General features: G+C 60.0%; 17 protein-coding genes. 5 read left to right on the top strand and 12 right to left on the bottom strand.

From position 1 onward, the window contains the following. Positions 1 to 257: 257 nt before the first annotated feature. The 9 genes from T518_RS07955 to mnmA form a co-directional block, all read right to left on the bottom strand. Positions 258 to 2,144, bottom strand: coding sequence for a glutamine synthetase (locus T518_RS07955; RefSeq protein ID WP_036377926.1), 1,887 nt, complete (start codon positions 2,142 to 2,144; stop codon positions 258 to 260). A 182-nt stretch (positions 2,145 to 2,326) separates the two neighbouring features. After that, positions 2,327 to 3,988, bottom strand: coding sequence for a hypothetical protein (locus T518_RS07950; RefSeq protein WP_155948111.1), 1,662 nt, complete (start codon positions 3,986 to 3,988; stop codon positions 2,327 to 2,329). 10 nt (positions 3,989 to 3,998) lie between these two features. Next, the gene (locus tag T518_RS07940; protein WP_036377922.1) at positions 3,999 to 4,748 is read right to left on the bottom strand and encodes an ABC transporter permease; all 750 of its coding nucleotides are present in this window, start codon (positions 4,746 to 4,748) and stop codon (positions 3,999 to 4,001) included. Continuing rightward, positions 4,745 to 5,533, bottom strand: a complete 789-nt coding sequence (locus T518_RS07935; RefSeq protein ID WP_036377921.1) for an ABC transporter ATP-binding protein — start codon at positions 5,531 to 5,533, stop codon at positions 4,745 to 4,747. The genes T518_RS07940 and T518_RS07935 overlap by 4 nt, the downstream gene beginning before the upstream one ends. A gap of 23 nt (positions 5,534 to 5,556) precedes the next feature. Continuing rightward, positions 5,557 to 6,510, bottom strand: coding sequence for an ABC transporter substrate-binding protein (locus T518_RS07930; RefSeq protein WP_036377953.1), 954 nt, complete (start codon positions 6,508 to 6,510; stop codon positions 5,557 to 5,559). Between the two features lie 66 nt (positions 6,511 to 6,576). Continuing rightward, on the bottom strand, positions 6,577 to 7,524 hold the full coding sequence (locus T518_RS07925) for a hypothetical protein (RefSeq protein WP_036377919.1): 948 nt from the start codon (positions 7,522 to 7,524) through the stop codon (positions 6,577 to 6,579). Continuing rightward, positions 7,517 to 7,960, bottom strand: coding sequence for a DUF3783 domain-containing protein (locus T518_RS07920; protein WP_036377918.1), 444 nt, complete (start codon positions 7,958 to 7,960; stop codon positions 7,517 to 7,519). The genes T518_RS07925 and T518_RS07920 overlap by 8 nt, the downstream gene beginning before the upstream one ends. A 45-nt stretch (positions 7,961 to 8,005) precedes the next feature. Beyond that, complete coding sequence (locus T518_RS07915; protein ID WP_036377916.1) at positions 8,006 to 9,016, bottom strand: NYN domain-containing protein; 1,011 nt, start codon at positions 9,014 to 9,016, stop codon at positions 8,006 to 8,008. Beyond that, the gene (gene mnmA, locus T518_RS07910) at positions 9,013 to 10,113 is read right to left on the bottom strand and encodes a tRNA 2-thiouridine(34) synthase MnmA (RefSeq protein WP_036377914.1); all 1,101 of its coding nucleotides are present in this window, start codon (positions 10,111 to 10,113) and stop codon (positions 9,013 to 9,015) included. Before mnmA ends, T518_RS07915 begins: the two co-directional genes overlap by 4 nt. A 354-nt stretch (positions 10,114 to 10,467) precedes the next feature. Here mnmA and T518_RS07905 point away from each other — a divergent pair, with 354 nt between their 5' ends. Further along, the gene (locus T518_RS07905) at positions 10,468 to 11,739 is read left to right on the top strand and encodes a tRNA(Met) cytidine acetate ligase (RefSeq protein WP_036377912.1); all 1,272 of its coding nucleotides are present in this window, start codon (positions 10,468 to 10,470) and stop codon (positions 11,737 to 11,739) included. A gap of 91 nt (positions 11,740 to 11,830) precedes the next feature. Continuing rightward, a complete protein-coding gene (locus T518_RS07900; RefSeq protein WP_036377911.1) occupies positions 11,831 to 13,078 on the top strand; it encodes an ATP-binding protein in 1,248 nt (415 codons plus the stop codon). 122 nt (positions 13,079 to 13,200) lie between these two features. Here T518_RS07900 and T518_RS07895 read toward each other — a convergent pair whose 3' ends face one another. After that, complete coding sequence (locus T518_RS07895; protein WP_036377909.1) at positions 13,201 to 14,079, bottom strand: diacylglycerol/lipid kinase family protein; 879 nt, start codon at positions 14,077 to 14,079, stop codon at positions 13,201 to 13,203. Positions 14,080 to 14,114: 35 nt separating this feature from the next. Next, positions 14,115 to 15,770 (bottom strand): putative polysaccharide biosynthesis protein, encoded by a 1,656-nt coding sequence (locus T518_RS07890; RefSeq protein ID WP_036377950.1) that lies wholly within the window; start codon positions 15,768 to 15,770, stop codon positions 14,115 to 14,117. A 238-nt stretch (positions 15,771 to 16,008) separates the two neighbouring features. Between T518_RS07890 and T518_RS07885 the strand changes: the two genes are divergently transcribed. The 3 genes from T518_RS07885 to T518_RS07875 all read left to right on the top strand — a co-directional run bounded on the left by T518_RS07885 (position 16,009) and on the right by T518_RS07875 (position 18,541). Further along, on the top strand, positions 16,009 to 16,773 hold the full coding sequence (locus T518_RS07885; RefSeq protein ID WP_036377907.1) for a DUF4931 domain-containing protein: 765 nt from the start codon (positions 16,009 to 16,011) through the stop codon (positions 16,771 to 16,773). 169 nt (positions 16,774 to 16,942) lie between these two features. Then, a complete protein-coding gene (locus tag T518_RS07880; RefSeq protein WP_248617172.1) occupies positions 16,943 to 18,091 on the top strand; it encodes an MFS transporter in 1,149 nt (382 codons plus the stop codon). A 3-nt stretch (positions 18,092 to 18,094) separates the two neighbouring features. Further along, the gene (locus T518_RS07875; protein ID WP_036377903.1) at positions 18,095 to 18,541 is read left to right on the top strand and encodes a MarR family winged helix-turn-helix transcriptional regulator; all 447 of its coding nucleotides are present in this window, start codon (positions 18,095 to 18,097) and stop codon (positions 18,539 to 18,541) included. 59 nt (positions 18,542 to 18,600) lie between these two features. Here T518_RS07875 and T518_RS07870 read toward each other — a convergent pair whose 3' ends face one another. Next, entirely contained in the window at positions 18,601 to 20,226 is a 1,626-nt protein-coding gene (locus T518_RS07870) for a peptide chain release factor 3 (protein ID WP_036377902.1), read from the bottom strand. Positions 20,227 to 20,374 lie beyond the last annotated feature (148 nt).

Genomic DNA, 20,374 nt, shown 5'->3' with positions numbered 1-20,374 from the left:
TGCTGGGATCATCCCCGCGGGTGCGGGGCTCACACTAAAAAATCCCAACAACTACGCCATTCCCTACTCCTTTGGCTCCTAGAATCATTCACTTTTAAGTATTCTTACCGGATATCTCATCTTGTTTATTCGTTTGTCGCAGCTGCGACTTAATACATTATCTGTATTCGCCATGACGTTTCAAACTCCTGCCATTTTGACATACAGAAAAGGCACCGCCGTGGCGGTGCCTTTTTATCGCTGGTTGCCGGTGGCAATCAGATCATGTTCTTGACGTAGGAGTCGTAGAGGCTCTTGAGCTCTTCGACTTTGTCGTACATCTCGACCTGCAGGCCGGATGCCGTTGCGTAATCGCCATCGTTGAGGGCGTTGATGAGGAGCGTGAAGAGGGACTTCTCATCGATGCTGTCCTTGGCAAGGTAGCTGCGGATGCCGTTGATCTTGTTCCAGTTGTAGGAATCGAGGTCGGTGACGAAGTCCGTTTTGGCTTCCTTGGCTGCGCGGACGATGTCGCGGTTCTCCGGGATGATGCGGGCGATGAGCTCGGTCTTCCAGCGCGTCAGAGCACCAGCGCGGAAGGCTTCGATAATCTGGTCACGCAGTGCGCCGCCAGCCGTGATGACGGCGAGCTTTGCCGGGTAGTTCTCGAAGTTCTGCATGTTCTCCCAGACCGTAGCTGGCGGAGCACCGAAGAGGCGCGTGCGCTCTTCTTCCGTGTAATCTTCGAAGACATCGTCTTCACTGCGGTATGCGCGGTCTTTCTCGAGGTAGAAGCCCTCTTCACCGGCATCCTTGGAGATCTCGGCGAGGCATTCTGCCGTCGTATGCGTAGCGCAGGCCTTGACACCGTCGAGGCAAGCCGAGTAGATGGCTGCGAGGACGAGGTACGTATTCGTGTACGGGTTGCATGCACGCAGCTCGAAGCGCGTTGCATACGGGTTGCTGAGATCGCGGATCAGGCCAGCGAGGATCGTGCGGTTACGCGACGGGATCTCCGGCGTATGGCCGAGGGACGTGACGACGCAGACCGGAGCCTCGAAGCCCGGTTTGAGGCGGTTGAGGGAATCGTTCGTAGCGGAGACGAACGGGTTGATGACCTCGTAGTTCTTGAGCAGGCCCATGAGGGAGCCGTAGCCGATGGCGCTCATGAAGTCTTTTTTCTGATCGTCAGCCGTGAAGAGGTTGTGGAGCTTGCCGTCTTTCGTGATGGCAGCCATGCCGATGTGCGTGTGCTCGCCGTTGCCAGCCAGGCCGATCATCGGTTTTGCCTTGAAGTTGACTTCGAGGCCCATGCCGCGGAAGACTTCTCTTACGATCGTGCGGACGAAGAGCTCATTGTCGGCAGCCTGCAGGGCATCTGCAAAGCGCCAGTCAATCTCGAGCTGCTCGCAGACATGCGTCATGCGGCCGCTCTCGTCAATCTGTGCTTTGAGACCGCCGACTTCCTTATGGCCCATCTCGACCTTGAAGCCGTATTTATCGAGGACGAGCAGGCACTGCTCCATAGCCGTGCGGACGATGCCGTGCGTGCGCTCCCAGTACTGCTCCTGCAGAACCTGCGAAGCAGACATCTCTTCGATGGCAGCATCCTCAAGCGGCGTCTTGACCCAGAACTCGAGCTCCGTAGCGGAGGTGAACTGGATGTCCGTCACATCCGTGCCGTTGACGCTCTCGATGCCGGAGATCTGCGGGTGCTCCTTGAAGAGGGCCATCAGCTCTTTCTTGACATAGGCGAGCGTGTCAGCGAGGACAGCGCGCGAATCGACGCGCTTGCCTTCGTGGATCAGGAAGGACGGGATACGCAGCGTGCCGATTGGCTTGCCCGTCTCCTCGTCGTAGTTCTCCATGTTGTAGTCGACGAACCAGTTGACGGAAGGATCGACCGGCATATCGACTTTCGCGTTGTTCAGGGTGGCGATGCCCGTCAGTACGACGGAAGAACCATCCGTCTGGACAGCCGTGCCAGCATAGAACTCATCGATATCCTTGAGGAAGATGCGCATCGGGATCTTCTCATCCGTATCGTTGCCGGCCATATCGATGCCGACCAACGATACGAACTTGATCTCGGGATGTGCTTTGAGCGTGTTCAGGATTTCTTCTTTTTCGGAGTTTGCAGGAATCACATAAAGTAACTCGTCCATGTTTATACCACCCTTTTTAAAATTAAGCAACAAAAAAGCCATGCAGAAAAAACATCCAGATCATACGAATCGGAAGTATCACCTCTGCATGGCGCCATTGCCATATGACTATTCGTCTCGTTCGAGCGCACCCGCTTGAACAATCCCTATGTTAGCACAGCCTCATCCATTTGTAAAGAGGGCTAGCGTGTATACATGTCCTGCACCTCGCGGAGCAGCCTCGTGGACGCTGCTGACGCGTAGACGGATGCGCCTTCCCCGTAAGTGCTGCGGAAGGCCTTCTCGCCGTCGCCGCCCGCTAGACTTGTGGCGCGCATCCACTTGGCAAAGCTGCCCCAGCCCCGGCGCGCCAGAAGATCGTATGCCGTGAGCTCCGCGACGAGCGAGCACGACTCGTCGCCAAATGAAGCGACGGACTGCTCATACGATTTCGGCGCGGTCAAGTCTGCGCCATCGGGGAAGCGCCCCTTCTCCTGGAGCACACTGAGCCAGCTGCGGCGGTAATCCTCGAAGCCGCCGAGCCCTTCCTCGCTGAGGCGCAGCGTGCCGATGAGATAGGCCGTGCCGCGCGCAAGCCAGGCGACTTCCTGCTCGGTGCCGCCCATGGCCTGTGCCTCCATGACGCGCGTGAGCATGACGCCCATACTGAAGATCTGCTGGCGGCGCGAGTCTAGTGCTGCCGCATCGAGGAAGACCGTGCTGCCGTTCTCGAGCCAGAGGCTCTCGCCGACATTCTTCCGCGCTTCATCGATCGTCATATCAGAACGCGCGCTGACAGCCTGTGCGAGCTCTTCTTTGCCACTGGCGAGCACGAGCGTGTAGCTGCCGCGCAGCGTCTGGCCGAAGCGGCGCTGCAAGAGCGACTGCACGGCCTCGGCCTCGGCGGCGTAGGCGTCTGCCTGGGCGTTGGTCACGCCTTCACCTGTCTCAATCTGTATCTTGGCCGGCTCGCTCTTCTGCGCCTGCCACCAGGCGGCAAACTCCTGGAGGAAATCGTCGAGCGTCAGGCCGAAAGTCTGCGCAAACGCCTCCTCCCCTGACTTTCCCTCACCGAGAGCGGTGAAGTAAGCAGCGAGTATCTGGCCGCGCTGCTCTTCGGGGAAGCGCGCAAGCAGCTGCACGGTCATCATGTCGGCCATCTCGTAGGCGTGGTATTCCTTTGCCATGATGGCCTTGCGCTCGGCAAATTCCAGGTGGATGAGCTGGTCGGGGCGCGCGGCGTGCGGCGCGCCCAAGAGATTGTCGAGCACATCATTCTGCCAACGCGCGAGCTTGCGGCCGCCGAGATGCTCGGCCATCATGGCGCCGACATAGTCAGCAGAGCCCTCTTCCAGCCAGAACAAGGCTTCCTTGTCCGTGTCGCGCCCGCGGCTCAGCTCGTACTGGAGCTGGTGGAAGAGCTCGTGCGCCGTCGTCGCATAGCGGTCGCTATGGCTGTCCATGACGCCGGCCTTCGCGTTGACCGCCGTGACATGCAGGCGCCCACCCGACCAGCCGCCCGAGATGGCGGCGACCTCCTGCGCCTCCTCGTCGGAGAGCGAGAACTCTTCCTTGAGGATGCGGCGGTAATCCGCATCGGAAGCGGCCACGAATACGCGGACAGAATGATGGCGCACGGCGCTGAGTTTTTCCTGTGTCAGTCCGTCAAAGGCAGAAGCCGCCTTCTTGACATCCGGCAGGGCCGCGCCGCTGCCCTCGACGTGGATGGCCCCGTCATCGCGCTCGAAGTGACTCAACGCATCATCTGCCAACCGCTGCGCCTGCGGCAAGAGTTCAGGCGCATGGAAGCCGGCCCAGCCCGCGCCGACGATCAGCATGAGCACCACAAAAACAAATTTCTTCAAGCCAAGCGCCTCACTTCCGCTGCCAGCGGCAAGCCACATGCTCAAAGCAATCGATGATGCCGAAGAGCAGGAGGCCCATGACGCTGAGGACGAGGATGCCCGCGTACATCTCCAAGTAGTTGACGCGCAGCCAGGCATCCATGATGTAGTAGCCCATGCCGTACTGCGTGCCGAACGTCTCCGTGAAGAACAGCACAGAGACGGCCGTCGCCATCGCGACGCGGATGGCCGTGATGAACTTCGGCAGGGAGGCCGGCAGGATGACGAAACGGAAGATCTGGCCAAGCGAGGCGCCGAGCGAGTAGAGCGGATAATAGCGCTCCTCCGGCAGCGTGCGGATGGCGTCGCGCACCGCCACGACGACCTGGAAGACGATGATCAGGAAGATCATGAGGATTTTCGATAGCTCGCCGACACCGGCGAGCAGCATGAGGATTGGCAGCAGCGCGATCTTCGGGATGGGGTACGTCAGGTAGACGAACGGGGACAGGAAGCGGTCGGCCTGGCGGAAGTAGCCCATGATGACGCCGAGCGGATAGCCGATGCAGACAGCCAAACCGAGGCCTGCTGCAATGCGCCAGAGGCTGTAGGCCGCGTGCTCGAGGATGTCGCGCGCGAAGACGTTTGTCAAGCGCACGAACACCTTATCGGGCGTCGGCACGATGGGCAGCTCGAGCAGCAGCGCGAGCCCCCACCAGATTGCGAGCAGGAAGACAGCTGCAGTAAGGTATGAGAGCAGGGTGTGCGAGATGCCCTTCATGACGCCGCCCCCTCTCCTGCATGCTGTGCGCTGATGCCCCGTATCTCTTCGCGCAGGGCACGGCTCATCTCAAAGAATTCCCGGCTGCCGCGCTTTTCCGGGCAACCGCCGAGCGAATTGTCGAAGACGCGAGCGATGCGGCCTGGATCTGCCGCCATCAGCGCGATCTTCTGCCCGAGGTAGAGCGCCTCCTCGACGTAATGCGTGACGAGCAGCGTCGTGACATGCTGCTCCTGCCAGAGCGCTAGGAAAACATCCTGCATCTCCTCGCGCGTGATGGCATCGAGCGCTGAGAAGGGCTCGTCCATCAGCAGGATGTCCGGCTGCAGCAGGAAAGAGCGTGCGAGGCTCACGCGCTGCTGCTGGCCGCCGCTGAGCTCATGCGGGTAGCGCGTGGCGAGCCCTTCGATGTGGAGTGCTGCCATGAGCCGCGCCAGCCTCGCTTCATCCTCCTCGCGGCCCGCGTGCCAGTCGTGGCGGATGCGGCAGCCCAGCACGATGTTCTCGCGCACTGTCTGCCACGGCAGCAGGCCGTAGTTCTGCGGCATGAAGCCGATGCGGTACTTCTTCGGGTCCGCCTTGCCGCCTGCAATCTTCACGCAGCCGCCCTCAGGCCGCACGAGCCCCGCCACTGCCCGCAGGAGCGTCGACTTGCCACAGCCTGAAGGGCCGATGATAGCACAAACCGTTCCTTGCGGAACGGTCAGGCTGACATCGGCAATCGCAGCAGCTGCAGCGCACTCTGCACTCCGGTAGCGCACCGTCAGGTGGTCGAATGCAATCATGTCAGTTGGATTCATATGCCATTTCATTCGCCGAGCAGATTGATGACGAGGTCATCATACCCGTACGTCTCCTTTACCAAATCTTTGTCGTTGAGCCACTTGATGCAGTCCGTCACGTCCTGCTCCTTCGGCAGTGCTGCCTTGTGGTACGTCGGCAGTTTCAGTGCCTCTTTGGCGGCAGGCGGGAAACCGGCCTTCTCGATGACGAAGTCAATGTATTCCTCACGCGGCGCATTGTTGAGGTAATCGACGGCACGGTTGTAGGCGCGGTACATCGCCTGGATCTCTTTCTGCTTGTCCTTGGTGGCCTTATCCGTGAAGAGGATGACGCCCGGGTTGATGCCGAGGTCATCGGAGCTCTTGAGGAGGCGGCCGCCATTATAGATGGCGATACTGGCCATCGGCTCAGGCAGCGTTGCGGCAGCGAGTTTGCCGTTCTGCAGCATCTCGAGGCGCGTCGGGATCTGCGGGATGATGACCTTGTTGATGTCATCGCCCTTCAGGCCATCCTTCGCGAGGATCTCGTCCGTCACGTACTCGATGATCGTATTGCGCGAGACGCTGACATCCTTGCCACGCAGGCCCTTGACATCTGCGGCAGGCTCTGCCTTGCCGGCGATGAGCTTGTAGCTGCCGTCCGTCGAGGATGTGACCTTGACATCGAAACCGCCGTCCTTGGCAAAGGCAGCGGCGAGCATGTCGGAGACAGCGCCGTCGAGATGGCCGCTCTGCATGGCAGAATCACGATCCATCGCGCTCTTGAACGGCTTGAGATTGACCTTGACGCCTTCGTCTGCAAAGTAACCCTTCTCTTCGGCAATCAGGAATGGCAGGGAGTCCGTATCCGGCATCAGGCCGATGGAAAGCTCCTGCATCTTGCCCGAGCCGGCCGACTGGCTGCCCGTGCCGCAGCCAGCGACTGCGAGCATCGCCGCGGCTGCAAGTGCGAGGCAGCCTACTCGTTTCCAAATCTTCATCTTCACTTTCACATTTCCTTTCTATCCAGTATGCCTGCACAACACCTGTATCGCATTGTCACAGGCTCACGGGAGCAGCAGATTGCCGAGCATCGCGGCGCCCTCCTTGGCATAGGAGAGCACAGTGTCGATCGTGTCCTTGTTTTCCGCATACGCACTCGCCGCCTTGTCCTTGACCCTGCCAGCCTCATTCTTCATGGACTGCACATCGTCGAGCTTCTGCTGGACGTCGTCGAGCATCGACTGGGCATCGTCGAGGGATTGCTGCACACTGGCAGCTGATGCGGCGGCATCAGCACCCTGCCGCCGGTTCTCCTCTGCGGCCTTCTGCTTCTTCTCTGCCTGCCCTGTCACCTTGTCGAGGAACTTCTGGACACCCGATTCACCATCGGCGCTGTCCTGCAGGGCCTGACCGCGCCCTTCAATGCGGCCCTGCTCACGCTCGAGACTGCGCTGTTTCTCTTCGAGCGCCTTCTTCTTGGCCTCGAGAGCCTGGCGCTGTTTCTGCAGGTCGCTTTCCTGTGCATCGAGCTTCTGTGCGCGCTCCTGCATCTGCTGTTCCTGATGCTGGCGCTCGTTGTTCTGGAGGTCGGCCTGGTCCTGGCGATAGCCAGCGAGCGCAAAGCCGATGAAGACAGCGATGAGGAAGCCGACGCCGAGCAGCAGCGCCTTCTTGTGGCGCACGGGCCAGCTCTGCTGTTTTTTCCTGCCCTCTGCTTGCTCCTTTGCCTGTTCCCGCAGATCCTTGTCGGGTGCGAGCTCGCGCACATCGCCGCCAGCTGCAGATCCGCCCGCCTGCGGGAAGGGCTGTTGGATGGGCTCTTCCTCAGTCGCTGCCGAAACTGCAAGGTCAGGTGGCAACTCCTGCGTATCGTCGAGGCGCGCTGTCTTGTCGAGCGAGGCCGTGCGGCCACGGCTTGCTGTCCGATCCACTGGTTCAGCTTTTCCCGCCGCACCGGGTCTCTCCGGCTTCCCGCCTGCGCCCTTGCTCAGATCGCGTTTCGTGTCATTCATCGCCGTCGCCTGCAGCCTCCTGCTTCTTCTTTTCCTTCACTTCTTCCATCTCGATCATCGCCGCATGCTCCTTCTGCATCGTCTCGCAAAGGCGGCGCAGTGTCCAGAGCGTGTTGAACGGCGTGACGACCGACTTGTAGTGGACCTGCGGCACACCGGCGTCCTTAAGGGCCTTGAGAACGGCGTCGAGGCGCTTGTTGCGGATGTGCTGCAGGACCATGACCTCATGCGGGAAGACGAACGGGTCGCCTTCGTAATCCTCTGGATTGGCCGCGCGGAAGCCCTTGAGGCCCAGCAAATAGCCGATCTTCTCGCGCCACGCCTCTTCCGGCAGCACTTTTGTGTGTATGCCGAGGCGGTGCAGCGTCTTCTGTGCGAGCGCGAGCTTCTCGTCATCACGGAATTGGTAGAACAGGACCAGTTCTTCTCGTTTCATTTGTATATATCCTTTCCATCAATCATTGTCCATCTGTCATCGCTATCATCGGGAGAGACCGCGCGTCAAAAGATACGTGATGAGTTCATCCATCGTGACTTCCTCTTCCTGCATGCGCGCTTCGAGCTGCTTGCGAAGCGTCTTCGGCAGGCGCACGACAAACGTGCCTTCCGGCAGTGCGGCCGCCTTGCTCTTGTGCTCATGCTGGACCGCAGGGGATGGCACCGGTGCAGTCGCAGCTTCCTGATGATTGGCCTGCTCTGCTTTCTCGGCGCTCTCGGCTTTCACCGCTTTGCCCGGCTTCGCATTCTTAGCCGGTTTTGCGGCTTTCACCTGCTTTGCAGCCTTGGCAGGCTTTGCCTCCTTTGCTTCTTTTACCTCTTTTGTATTCTTCGTTTCTTTTGCAGCTTTTGCGGCCTTGGCCGCTTTTTCCTGCTTCTCGGCTTTCACCGCTTTTTCCTTCTCGTTCTTCTCGGCTTTATTTGCCTTGGCCTTCTTGGACTTGGCATCCTTTTTCGGCTCGGCTTTCTTGGTATCAGTCTGCTCGAGAGCCACTTCAGCCTTCTCGCCCGCCTCTGCGCCCTTGCGCGCGTGTTTCTTTCTCACAGTCTCTTTCTCCTCCGCTGGATACACGATGAATTCATCGTAGGCATTGCGCAATGTCTCACTGGCCTGCTTCGTGCCAACACCGATGATATAGGACTTCTCCTTCGAGTTGAGCATCTGCGCGATGCGCACGAAATCCGAGTCCGTCGTGATGATGAAGTAGCGGCGCACGCCCTCTTCGTAGAGCAGTTTTGCCGAATCGTAGAGGGCCGAGTCCAGCGAGTTCTTGCCGAGGAAGGTCCTGCTGATCTGGCGGAACGTGAAGCCCGGACGGCGCAGGAGCTTCTCCCAGCGCTTCTGTTCGGGGCGCTCCTCCCAATCCGAAATCACGATCGTGCGGCACGGCTGGAATCGGCGCGCCTTACCGAGTGTGTAGTTGAGCATCTCAAACGGCGCATTCTCAATGTCGTAGAGGATGCCGACCGTCGTATTGCTGGATTCCAGTGTCATACCTCTTCCCCCTTCCGCAGTGCCTTCTCGATGATGCCGCCGCCAACGACCGTATCGCCGTCGTAGAAGACGACCGATTGCCCCGGCGTCACCGCGCGCTGCGGCTCTTCAAAGCGAACCTTCACTTTGCCACCCACAAGCGGCTCGACATGCGCGCGGCCTTCGCGACGGCCGTAGCGTACCTTGGCCGTGACCGCGATGGGCGCCTCGAGTGCATCGATGGCAATCCAGTTAAGGTCGCCCGCTATGAGGCCGTCCGCATAGACATCCTTTGCTCCGCCGACGATGACGCGGTCGTGCGCCATGTCGAGGTTCACGACGTAGAGCGGCTCCGGATGCGCGATGCCGAGTCCCTTGCGCTGGCCGATCGTGTAGAGCGGCACGCCCTCGTGATGGCCGAGTACATGGCCTTCCGTGTCGACGATGTCGCCCGGATGCAGGCAGGCGGGGTTCTTCGCGCGCAGGTATGCCTTGTAGTCATCATGCGGCACAAAGCAGATCTCCTGGCTGTCCGGCTTGTGGGCGACGGGCAGCTTGTAGCGCTCCGCCAGCTCGCGCGTCTCCACCTTCGTGTAGTCGCCGAGCGGCATCAGGAAGTGCGCAAGCGACTGCTGGTTGAGGTGGTAGAGCGCGTACGACTGGTCCTTGTGTGTGTCGATGCCCTTCTTGAGCACATAGCGGCCCGTCTCATCCTGCCCGATGCGCGCATAGTGCCCCGTCGCAACGTATTCCGCGCCGAGCTCCATCGCCTTCTGCAGGAGGCCTTCGAACTTGACATAGCGGTTGCAGGCGATGCAAGGATTCGGCGTCCATCCCTTCGCGTAGTCCGCCAGGAAGTAGTCGATAACCTTCTCCTGGAACATCTCCTTGAAATTCATGACATAGTGCGGGATGCCGATGATCTCCGCCACGCGGCGCGCGTCGTCAACACTGCTGAGACTGCAGCAGCCGCGGTCATTCTCATCAAAATCACGGCTCTCCTCCGACAGGCGCATCGTCACACCGATGGCCTCATAGCCCTGCTCCTTGAGCAGCGCCGCCGTAAGCGAGCTGTCCACACCGCCGCTCATCGCGACGACTACCTTCTTTTTCGTCATTCTGTTATCATATCCTTTCTTCTCTTCTTTCGTATCTATACACATCGGTCAAGCCGATTCCCTTCTATGAAAAAGACAGCCCGATGACTGCCCGTATATCCTAGTATACCATATCCGCAGGAAAAGCCCAAACAGATTGGACGCGGAAGGGGGCTTCTGCTAGACTAGATAAAGAATCCAGCAAACGTCTGTATAATAAATGATTCCCACCGCTGATTCTTGGGGGCTCGGTGCATCAGCAAGGGAGCGGGGGGATATGTTCCGGCCCTTGTCGCAAGTACCTCATACATCGAATCGATCGTGGTACATGCCATACATTCGTATCTAGTTATCACACGAAAGGAGCTCTTCCTTATGCATGTCGTTGGCATCATCGCCGAATACAATCCCTTCCATCAGGGCCACGCCTATCAGCTCCGTGCCATCCGCGAATCCGTGCGCTCCCGCTTTGACGATGATGCGGCTATCATCGCGGTGATGAGCGGCAGTTTCACGCAGCGCGGCGAGGCGGCAATCTTTGACAAGTGGCAACGCGCGGACCTCGCCGTGCGCGGCGGCTGCCAGCTCGTCCTCGAACTGCCCTTCCTCTTTGCCTGCCGCAGCGCCCAGGACTTTGCGCGCGGGGGCGTGCGGCTGCTACAGGGGCTTGGCTGTGTCGAGACGCTTTCCTTTGGCGCGGAATGCCCCGAACTCACGCCGCTCATGACAGCAGCCCGCGCCATCGACGCACCAGAGACGCAGGCAAAGCTCCATGAAGCCCTGCGCGCAGGCGCTTCATACGCAAAGGCCCTGACTGCGATCTTAGCGCAGGAGAGTGGCCTTGCGGCAGATCTTCTGCGGCAGCCCAACAACATCCTCGCCATCGAGTACCTGCGCGCACTGCAGCACTATGCACCGGGCATCGAGCCGCTGCTAGTCGCGCGGCGCGGCGCGGGCTACCATGCGCCGTCACTCGGCCACTTTGCCAGCGCCTCGGCTATCCGCAGAGAGCTCGCAAAAGCGCAGCCCGACTTCGCGGCACTGGAGGAGTCCCTGCCCGAGGCGACGTACGCTGCCATCCGTCAGGCGTGCCCCGCGGAGATTGCCTCGACGGAGCGTCTCTTTGCCCCCCTGCTCGCGCGGCTGCTGACGATGCAGGAAGGCGAACTCAAGGCGGTCTTCGGCCTGCAGGAAGGGCTTGCGAACCGGCTGCTCGCCAAAAGCGCACAGAGCCGTTCACTTGCAGGACTCCTCGCCAAGATGGTCACCAGCCGCTATCCCGCGAGCCGTATCAGCCGCATCATCCCGCATCTGCTGCTCGGTTCGACGGAGCATGCTGCCCGTACCGCCGATGAGACAGGCCCTCTATACGCGCGCGTGCTCACCTTTGACGAGACAGGCCGCGAGCTCCTGCACGAGATCAAGAAGCGCAGCACGCTCCCCCTCATCACCAAGGTCAGCGCCGCACTCAACTCCCGCCAGCGCCTCGAAGGCTGCCTGACACCGCTGCAGGCGATGCTCGCCCTCGACACCAAGGCCACCGAACTGCGCGCCCTGGCCTTGCCCGCAGAAGCGCCGCTCGCGAGCCTCAAGCAGAGCGATTTCACCAGCTCACCGCACTTCCTCACGAACGCCTCACATGCCTGAATCTCAGTTTACATGTTTACAATCATGCCGATACAGAGTATAATGAGGAGACTATCTCACTAACACATGCATTTTATCAGGAGGAATTACCATGTCTGAATACCCGAATCTGCACAAACTGCTGATCTGCCGCAGCCTGCTCGATGACACGGCCATCCAATCGTTGATGGCCGTGCTCGACGGCGACAAGCGCCAGACAGGGCCGTGCGCCGCGAAAATCATCGAGACGGCTGAAGATGTCGGCCTGCACGGCAACCTGCTGCGCAGCTACATCATCTACCTGCTCGTGCACGACCCCAACCTCGCTGCCCAGACCATCGAGATGCACGACAGCCCCGTCGGGACGAGCCTCAAGCAGGCCTTCCTGCACGACCTCACGCTGCTCCTGCCCTTCCTGACTGAGCCAGCGAGCCTCTACCTCGACCTGACGCTACTCGACGCCTACAAGCCGACCGTGCCGCTCCACACAGAGGCCTCGACCGCACTCGAAGAGCTGCTCAAGAACGCCCGCACTGCCGAAAATTTCGCCGAGGCCCTGCTGCGCTACTACCAGAGCTTCGGCTACGGCGACATCGCCTCCTTCAAAGCCTTCCGCTGGGATGCGAAGCTCCAGCGCCTCATCGGCATCCGCCACTTCGAGGCCATGCAGATGGAAGACATCATCGGCTACGCGCACCAGAAAGAGCAGCTGATTGACAATACCGAAGCCTTCGTCCAGCGCAAGCCCGCCAACAACGTCCTGCTCGTCGGCGCACGCGGCACCGGCAAGTCTTCCGCCGTCAAGGCCCTCGCCAACGTCTACTACAGCCGCGGCCTGCGCATCCTACAGCTCACCAAGCCCCAGCTCAGCCACCTGCCCGACATCATGGACGCCCTGCGCTACTTCGCCAGCAAGCGCTTCATCATCTTCCTCGACGATCTCTCTTTCGAGGAATCCGATGCCGAGTACAAGTACCTCAAATCCGCCATCGAGGGCGGCGTCGAATCGCGCCCCGAGAACGTCCTCATTTACGCTACCTCCAACCGCCGCCACCTTATCCGCGAGAGCTGGCGCGACCGCAGCGAGAGCCAGGACGACGTCTACCGCGACGACAGCATGAACGAGACGATCTCCCTCTCCGACCGCTTCGGCCTGATCATCCAGTACTACGCTCCCGACCAGAAAGAGTACCTCGCCATCATCGACCACATGCTGCGCAAAGAGGGCATCAAGCTGACGCCAGAAGAACTGCGCATCGCAGGCGTCCGCTGGGAAATGACCCACAGCGGCCGCAGCGGCCGCACCGCCCAGCAGTTCGTCGCCCACTACCTCGGCCAGCTCGATGATCACGATGCATAATACCGGGGTACCATTCGGCTGAACGCTGAAGCCGGAACGCACACCCATTCCATACTGAAAAAGACTGCGCATCGATCGTAACCATGATGCGCAGCCTTTTTATATGCAGTTGTAGGTGTGTTTCAGCAGTAAATCGCCACTGCCCGCGGCACGGTCTCGATGCGCAGCGGCAACATCGGCCCGCACTCACCGTCGATGTCGCTCTCGACTGAGATGCCCGACTCGATGTGGAACGACTTCGCCTGCACATGCAGCACGTTCTCCCGCTCCGACACCGGCTTGCCCGCGATGAGGTCTGCCGTGATGCTCATGAGCTTCGGGATGCTGCACTTGCCGATTGACAGCAGATCGAGCTTGCCGTCATCGACCGCCACACCGCGCGCCACATTCTTCATGCTGCCGACGACCGGACTATTGATGATGACGAAGAGGAACGTCTCGAGCTCATAATGCGCCCCATCCGCCTCAATCTTGAGCGGAAAGTAGCGGAACTTCGGCAGATCCCCGATACCCTTGAGGTAGTACGCCATCTTGCCGAGCGAATTCTTGATGCGCACATTGACCTCGTGCGCGATGCAGGCCATCGCGCCGCCGCTCGCGACATTGATGAAGTACGTGCCGTCCACGAGACCGAGGTCCACGCGGCGCGAGCGGCCCGAGACGATGGTATCGAGGTACGCCTCAAGGTCCGCATTGACGCCGAGATACGTCGCAAAGTCATTCGACGTGCCGCTGCCGATGATGCCGAGCGGCAAGTCGAGATGGCCCCTCATCATGAGGTTGACGATCTCATGGACCGTGCCGTCGCCGCCTGCGACGAGCAGGCCGTCAGGATTCACCTCGCGCACGAACGGGATGAAGGCCTCATTGCCCTCCTTGCGCGTGCGGTAAAAGACGACGAGGATGCCGCGGCGCTGAAAAGCCTCGACCATCCAGTCGAGCTTATTCTTGAACGCCGCATGCCCTGAAACAGGATTGTAGAAGAGCACGAGCTTCTTCAAGATGCGTTCCCCCTATCTATTCCGAAATGATATTCTCACGATTTGAATACGCCGATGCGGCGCAGGATGCGGATGCCGATGCGGCCGATCATCGGCATGCGTGCGAGGTCATCCTCGAGCAGGCCGCCGACGAGCAGCATGACCGCGATGTAGACAAAGCAGCCGAAGAACACCGCGCCGAACGTCGAGATGGCACCGATATTCCACCAGGCCATCGTCCAGTCATAGAAGAAGTAGACGGCGACCGCCATGACTGCCGCGGCAAACAGCGTTTTCAAGAGCTGCGGAATCTCCATGCGGTAACCGATGAACTTGTAGATGAAGAACAGGTTGATGATGGCTGCGACACCCATGTCCGCCGCCGTCGCCCAGGCCGCACCCATGATACCGAGCCACGGCAGAGCGGTGAGTTCCCAGTTGAGGATGACTTTAGCGGCCGCCGCGAGGATCATGTTGACCATCGGGATGGTCGGATGGCCAAGGCCCTGCAGGATGCCTGTCGAGACCTGATGCAGGCCGAGCAGCACGATGCTGAAGGCCGAGATCATGACGGCCGGGCCGGCGCCCGGCGCATTGTAGATGAGCGACGAGATTGGCGTCGCGAGCACGAAGACGATGACAAAGGCCGGGAAGCAAACAAAGTTCGAGATGCGCACCGAAGCCGCTGTCTGATTGTAGACGCGCTTCATGTCGCGCAGGGCCCGCGCCTCCGAGATGGCCGGCACGATGCTCATGGCCATCGAAGCCGTGATGATGCACGAGAGATTGACGAGCGGCACCGCCATGCCAGTCAGGTAACCGAAGAGCTCCGTCGCCTCATTGACGCTGTAGCCCGCGACCTCGAGACGCTGCGGCACAATCATGAGGTCGAGGTTCGAGACGACCGGCAGCATGATGCTCGCCGCCGAGACTGGCAGCGACAACATGAAGATGCGGCGCATGATCTTGAGGATGGACTCGTGCTCCGTGCCCGGCAAGGGCTTTATGTCGTGGCCGTAGTCGCGCTCGATATCGCGGTCGAGCTTCCAGTGGTAGTAGACGAGCACGATGAGGCCCGTGACCGCGCCGACGAGTGCGCCGAGCGAAGCGCCGGCCGAAGCGTACTCGAGTCCCCAGGGCAGGAAGAGCTGCGCGAGGAGGATCATCGTGATGACGCGGAAGATCTGCTCCACAATCTGCGAGACGGCCGTCGGCGTCATGCGCTGCCAGCCCTGCAGGTAGCCGCGCGAAGCCGCGAGGAAGGTCACGAAGAATACCGTCGGCGCGAGCACGACCATCGAGAGGTACGCGCGCGCATCGCGGATGAAGTGCCACTCGATGAGCCAGTCCGCTGCGAAATACGTCAGGATGGAGAATAAAAGGCCCGTGACGAGCATCAGTCCCATCGAGATGCGGAAGACGCGCTTGGCGCCATAGATATCCTTGAGCGCCACGCGCTCCGCCGTGATGATGGAGATGGCCACCGGCACGCCGGCCTGTGAGACCGTCATCGCGAAGAAATAGATTGGGAAGGCCATCTGGTAAAGGCCGATACCCTCACCGCCGAGGATACGCGATACGAAGATCCAGTTGAGGGAGCCGATGACCTTGACGACAAAGCCGGCAATCGTCAGGATGAACGTGCCCTTGAGGAAGGACTCTCCCTTACTGGACTTCTTCCCCGCTTCCGGGGACTTCTGAGGCTGCTGCACCGACTGCACATTTGCCTCTACATCTTGCTTGCTAATGGAAAACACCGCCTACGTGCATAGATTTGCGAAAACTGCTGGAACCAGCTGGAACTAGGAAAGAAGAAAGGCAGGTTCCCCCGCCTCTCTCAAATTGCAAAAACGTCCGTATACCGCTATAATGGTACTCAACATTGAGATTATATCATTATTGGACGAATCAATCCAGTAGTTTCTTGACAAATATAGAGAGGAAAGCAGCATGGACATCAATCTCATGGGCTTCGACGTCAGCGCAGCCCGCCATAAACCCGAAACGATACGCCACAGCGAGCAGGCCTGCCCGTTCTGCGACCGCGCGAACCTGACGGATGTCATCGCAACGGAGGGCGACATGATCTTCCTGCGCAACAAATACAATGTCATTGAAGGCGCCGACCAGTTCGTGCTCATCGAGGGGCGCGAATGCAAGAGCGACATGCCCGCCTACACGAAGGAGCACATGCACGCGCTCATCCGCTTCGGGCTCCGCATGTGGCAGGAGCTCAGAGAAAGCTGCCGCTATGAGGCCGTGCTCTTCTTCAAGAACTACGGACCGCTCTCCGGCGGCACCATCCGCCACCCCCACATGCAGCTCGTCGGCCTTCCACACGTGAAGAAGGAGCTGCTCTGCCACCCGGAAGAGTTCGAAGGCCCCGTCATCTGCGAGCGCGACGGCGTCACCCTCAATGTCTCCGATGTGCCGCGCATCGGCTTCTGGGAGTTCAACATCCTGCCAAAGAAGCTCACGTCAGCTGCCATCGACACGACGGCAGACTTCATCCAGATCATCGTCGACTTCCTCACGCATCACTTCGGCAGCCAGACGCAGAGCTACAACATCTTCTTCTACGACCTCGGCGGGCGTATCGCCGTCAAGCTCCTGCCGCGCTTCGCCACGCCGCCGATCTTCGTTGGCTACGGCATCCACTTCCGCCCGAGCAGCCTCGATGAAGCCATCCACGCCATCCGGCAGCGCTATTTCTGAACACCCACGCACTCCAGCCAGGGATATGTCAACATTTATCCTTTGACAAAGTGCGCCAAATAGATTAAACTAGTTAACGCAACTTAAATTAACTAGTTAATATTCATATCGAAAAGGAGTGGTCGTCTTCATGACAACAGAAAAACTTTGGTCCCGAGATTTCATTGCTTTGACTGCGGCAAATGGCCTGCTGTTTGCCGGATTCCATATCCTGCTCCCGACGCTGCCCATCTACGTGGCAAGCTTGGGTGCATCTGGCTCAGAGATCGGCTTGATTGCCGGCATCTTTGGGTATTCCGCCATCTTCATCCGCCTGTTCACCGACACCGGCGTGCGTGCCTTCGGCAAGAAGACCTGTCTCTATGCCGGTCTTCTCTTCTCCCTGCTGGCAACGGCGGGATACGCACTGCTGGATTCCGTCGGTGCCATCGTCATCGCCCGCGTCATCCACGGCTTCGGCTTTGGGCTCAGCACGACCTTCGCCGCAGCGCTGGTCGCTGACGTCATCCCTGCCTCGCGCCGCGGTGAGGGCATCGGTTACTTCGGCCTTGGCAGCACGATCGCGATGGCACTGGCTCCGGCATTCGGCCTGGTGCTGCTTTCCGACATCAGCCCCTGGGCCCTGTTTATCGCTTCTGGCGTCGCGACGCTCGCAGCGCTTCTTGCCGCCCGCCAGGACCGCACAGCCGAGAGGGAACCGGCGCTCCCCGTGCCGGCCGTGCACCTCTCCTTCCGCAACCGCCTCTATGAGTCAGGGACTGGCGTCCCCGCCATCCTGACCATCCTCTTCGGCGCCGCTTACGGCAGCGTCAACACGTTCATCGCGATGATGGCCGCTGAGGCCGGCATCAGCAGTGCCGGCCTGTTCTTCATCGTGGGAACCGTCTTCATCTTCCTGTCCCGCCCGTTCGGCGGTCGCCTTCTCGACCGCTACGGCGCCTTTGCCGTCGTGATTCCAGGAGCCCTGCTCTACTGCGTGGCCCTTGCCCTGATCCTCGCAGCAGGCAGTCTGCCCATGCTGCTCACCGCCTCCGTCTTCTACGGCCTCGGTGCCGGCCTCCTGCTGCCGGCACTCATGACCTGGATGCTCAATGTCGTCCGGGCAGACCGCCGCAGCGCTGCCAGTGCCACCTTCTACAACATGCTGGACATCGGCACGAGCACCGGCATCGTCGTGCTCGGGAGCCTGGCCGACACGGTCGGCTACATCACCATGTACCGCTATGTCCTCGCCATCATGGCCGCCTTCGTGTTATTCGGCCTGCTGACGCACCGCCTGTCCCGCCAGGTGCGCCAGCCAGAAGAAGCAGAGGAGTAAACCATGGACAAGACCATCTGGCAGGAGAGCGACAGTGACCGCCTGATTCACCAGCTCTACCAGACGATGCGGCTCTTCTCCAAGACGCTGAATCAGGAGATTGCCGACACTGGCATCTATAGCTCCGAATGGACCATCCTGAACCTGATCCATCACCGCGAGGACTGTGCACAGACCGCACTGAGCCAATACCTGGGCGTAGAGCCCGCGGCCATCTCCAAGACCTTGACGAAGATGGAGAAGAAAGGCCTGATTACGCGCGTCGCCCATCCCAATACCCGCGGCAAATTCATCGAGCTCACGGAAAAGGGCGCACAAGCCCACCGCGACTTGTCCAGCGCCGTGGCCGAACACCGCCGCAAGGCTCTGCAGGGCCTTTCACCCGAAATGCTGCAGGGCCTCAACGATGTGATGCTGCGCATCCAGCGGAACTTATCCTCAGGAGAATAAAAGAACCCCAGACAAGGCTTTCGCCCTGTCTGGGGTTTTCTGATGCCAAAAACGGCGCGTCAGGCCTCTTTGCGATCAAACGGCACGTGATTGAGGATGAGGTCCGGGTTGTTGTCCATGATCCAGCCGAGTGCCCACTCGTTGCTGACGAGCAGCACCGGGTTGCCCTTGCGGTCGTAGACGAACATGCCGCGGTCGGCGCCCTTGAGAGCAGCCGGCGTGACTTCACGGCCGTCCTTGAAGGCGAGCCAGCGCGCGACCTCATACGGCTGCATGTTCATCGTGATGTCGACGTTGTACTCGTTCTTGAGGCGGTATTCGAGGACCTCGAACTGCAGCGTGCCGACTGTGCCGACAATGTACGACTCCATGCCGGCACCTGCCTGCTGGAAGAGCTGGATAGCACCTTCCTGCGTCAGCTGCTCGATGCCCTTGACGAACTGCTTGCGCTTCATCGTATCCTTCGCCTGTACGCGCGCGAACTTCTCGGGCGGGAAGACCGGGAAGTCAGCGTACTTAAACTTGTGGCTCTCGTCGCAGATCGTATCGCCGATGCCGAAGATGCCCGGGTCGAAGAGACCGACGATGTCGCCCGGGTAGGCCGTGTCGATGATCTGGCGGTCCTGCGCGAGGAACTGCTGCGGCTGCGCGAGCTTGATGATCTTGCCCGAGCGCTCGTGCCAGACGCTCATGTTGCGCTCGAATTTGCCCGAGCAGATGCGGATGAAGGCCAGACGGTCGCGATGTGCCGGATTCATGTTGGCCTGGATCTTGAAGACGAAGCCCGAGAACTTCTCGTCGTCCGGCGCAATGAGGCCATCGCTCGACAGACGCGGCTGCGGCGTCGGCGCCATGCGGATGTAGCCCTCGAGGAAGTCCTGCACGCCGAAGTTCGTCATGGCCGAGCCGAAGAACATCGGCGTGAGCTCGCCTGAATTGACCTTCTCCATGTCGAACGCCTCGCCGGCCTCGTCGAGCAGCTCGATGTCGTCCTGCAGGGCCTGCCACGTATCCTCGCCAATGCGCTCGATGACAGCCGGGTCATCCGGCTCGTAGACATCGGCGATGCGCGCCTCCTGCCCGTGCGTCGTATCAGCGGCAAAGAGCAGGACCTTCTTGTTGCGGCGGTCATAGACGCCCATGTACTGACCGTCCTGGCCGATTGGCCAGTTCATCGGATACGAGCGGATGCCGAGCACGTTCTCGATCTCGTCCATGATGTCGATCGGCAGCTTGCCGTAGTGGTCGAGCTTGTTGACGAACGTGAAGATGGGGATGCCGCGCTGCTTGCAGACCTTAAAGAGCTTCTTCGTCTGCGCCTCGACGCCCTTCGCGACATCGATGACCATGACGGCACTGTCGACGGCCATGAGCGTGCGGTACGTGTCCTCCGAGAAGTCCTGATGGCCCGGCGTATCGAGGATGTTGATGCGGCAGCCCGCGTAGTCGAACTGCAGCACCGACGACGTGACCGAGATACCGCGCTGCTTCTCGATCTCCATCCAGTCCGACACCGCATGGCGCTGCGTCTTGCGCGACTTGATGGAGCCCGCGAGGTGGATGGCACCACCGTAGAGCAAGAGTTTCTCCGTCAGCGTCGTCTTACCGGCATCCGGGTGCGAGATGATCGCAAACGTGCGGCGCTTCTTGATTTCCTTATCGAGTTCTTCGCTTAAAGCTGACAAAATCCTTTTCCTCCCAATATATATGAATGATACAGGTCAAATTGCACTGCTTACCATTCTATCATAGAGCCTTCTCCTCCTGCAATCCCATTTTTCCTGCATGAGGCGTCCGGCCATGAGCTATGGTATAATAGAGACATCTCACATC

It is taken from the genome of Mitsuokella jalaludinii DSM 13811 (genome assembly GCF_000702905.1).
GTDB lineage: Bacteria > Bacillota > Negativicutes > Selenomonadales > Selenomonadaceae > Mitsuokella > Mitsuokella jalaludinii.
This window is presented reverse-complemented; position numbering and strand designations above follow the sequence as displayed.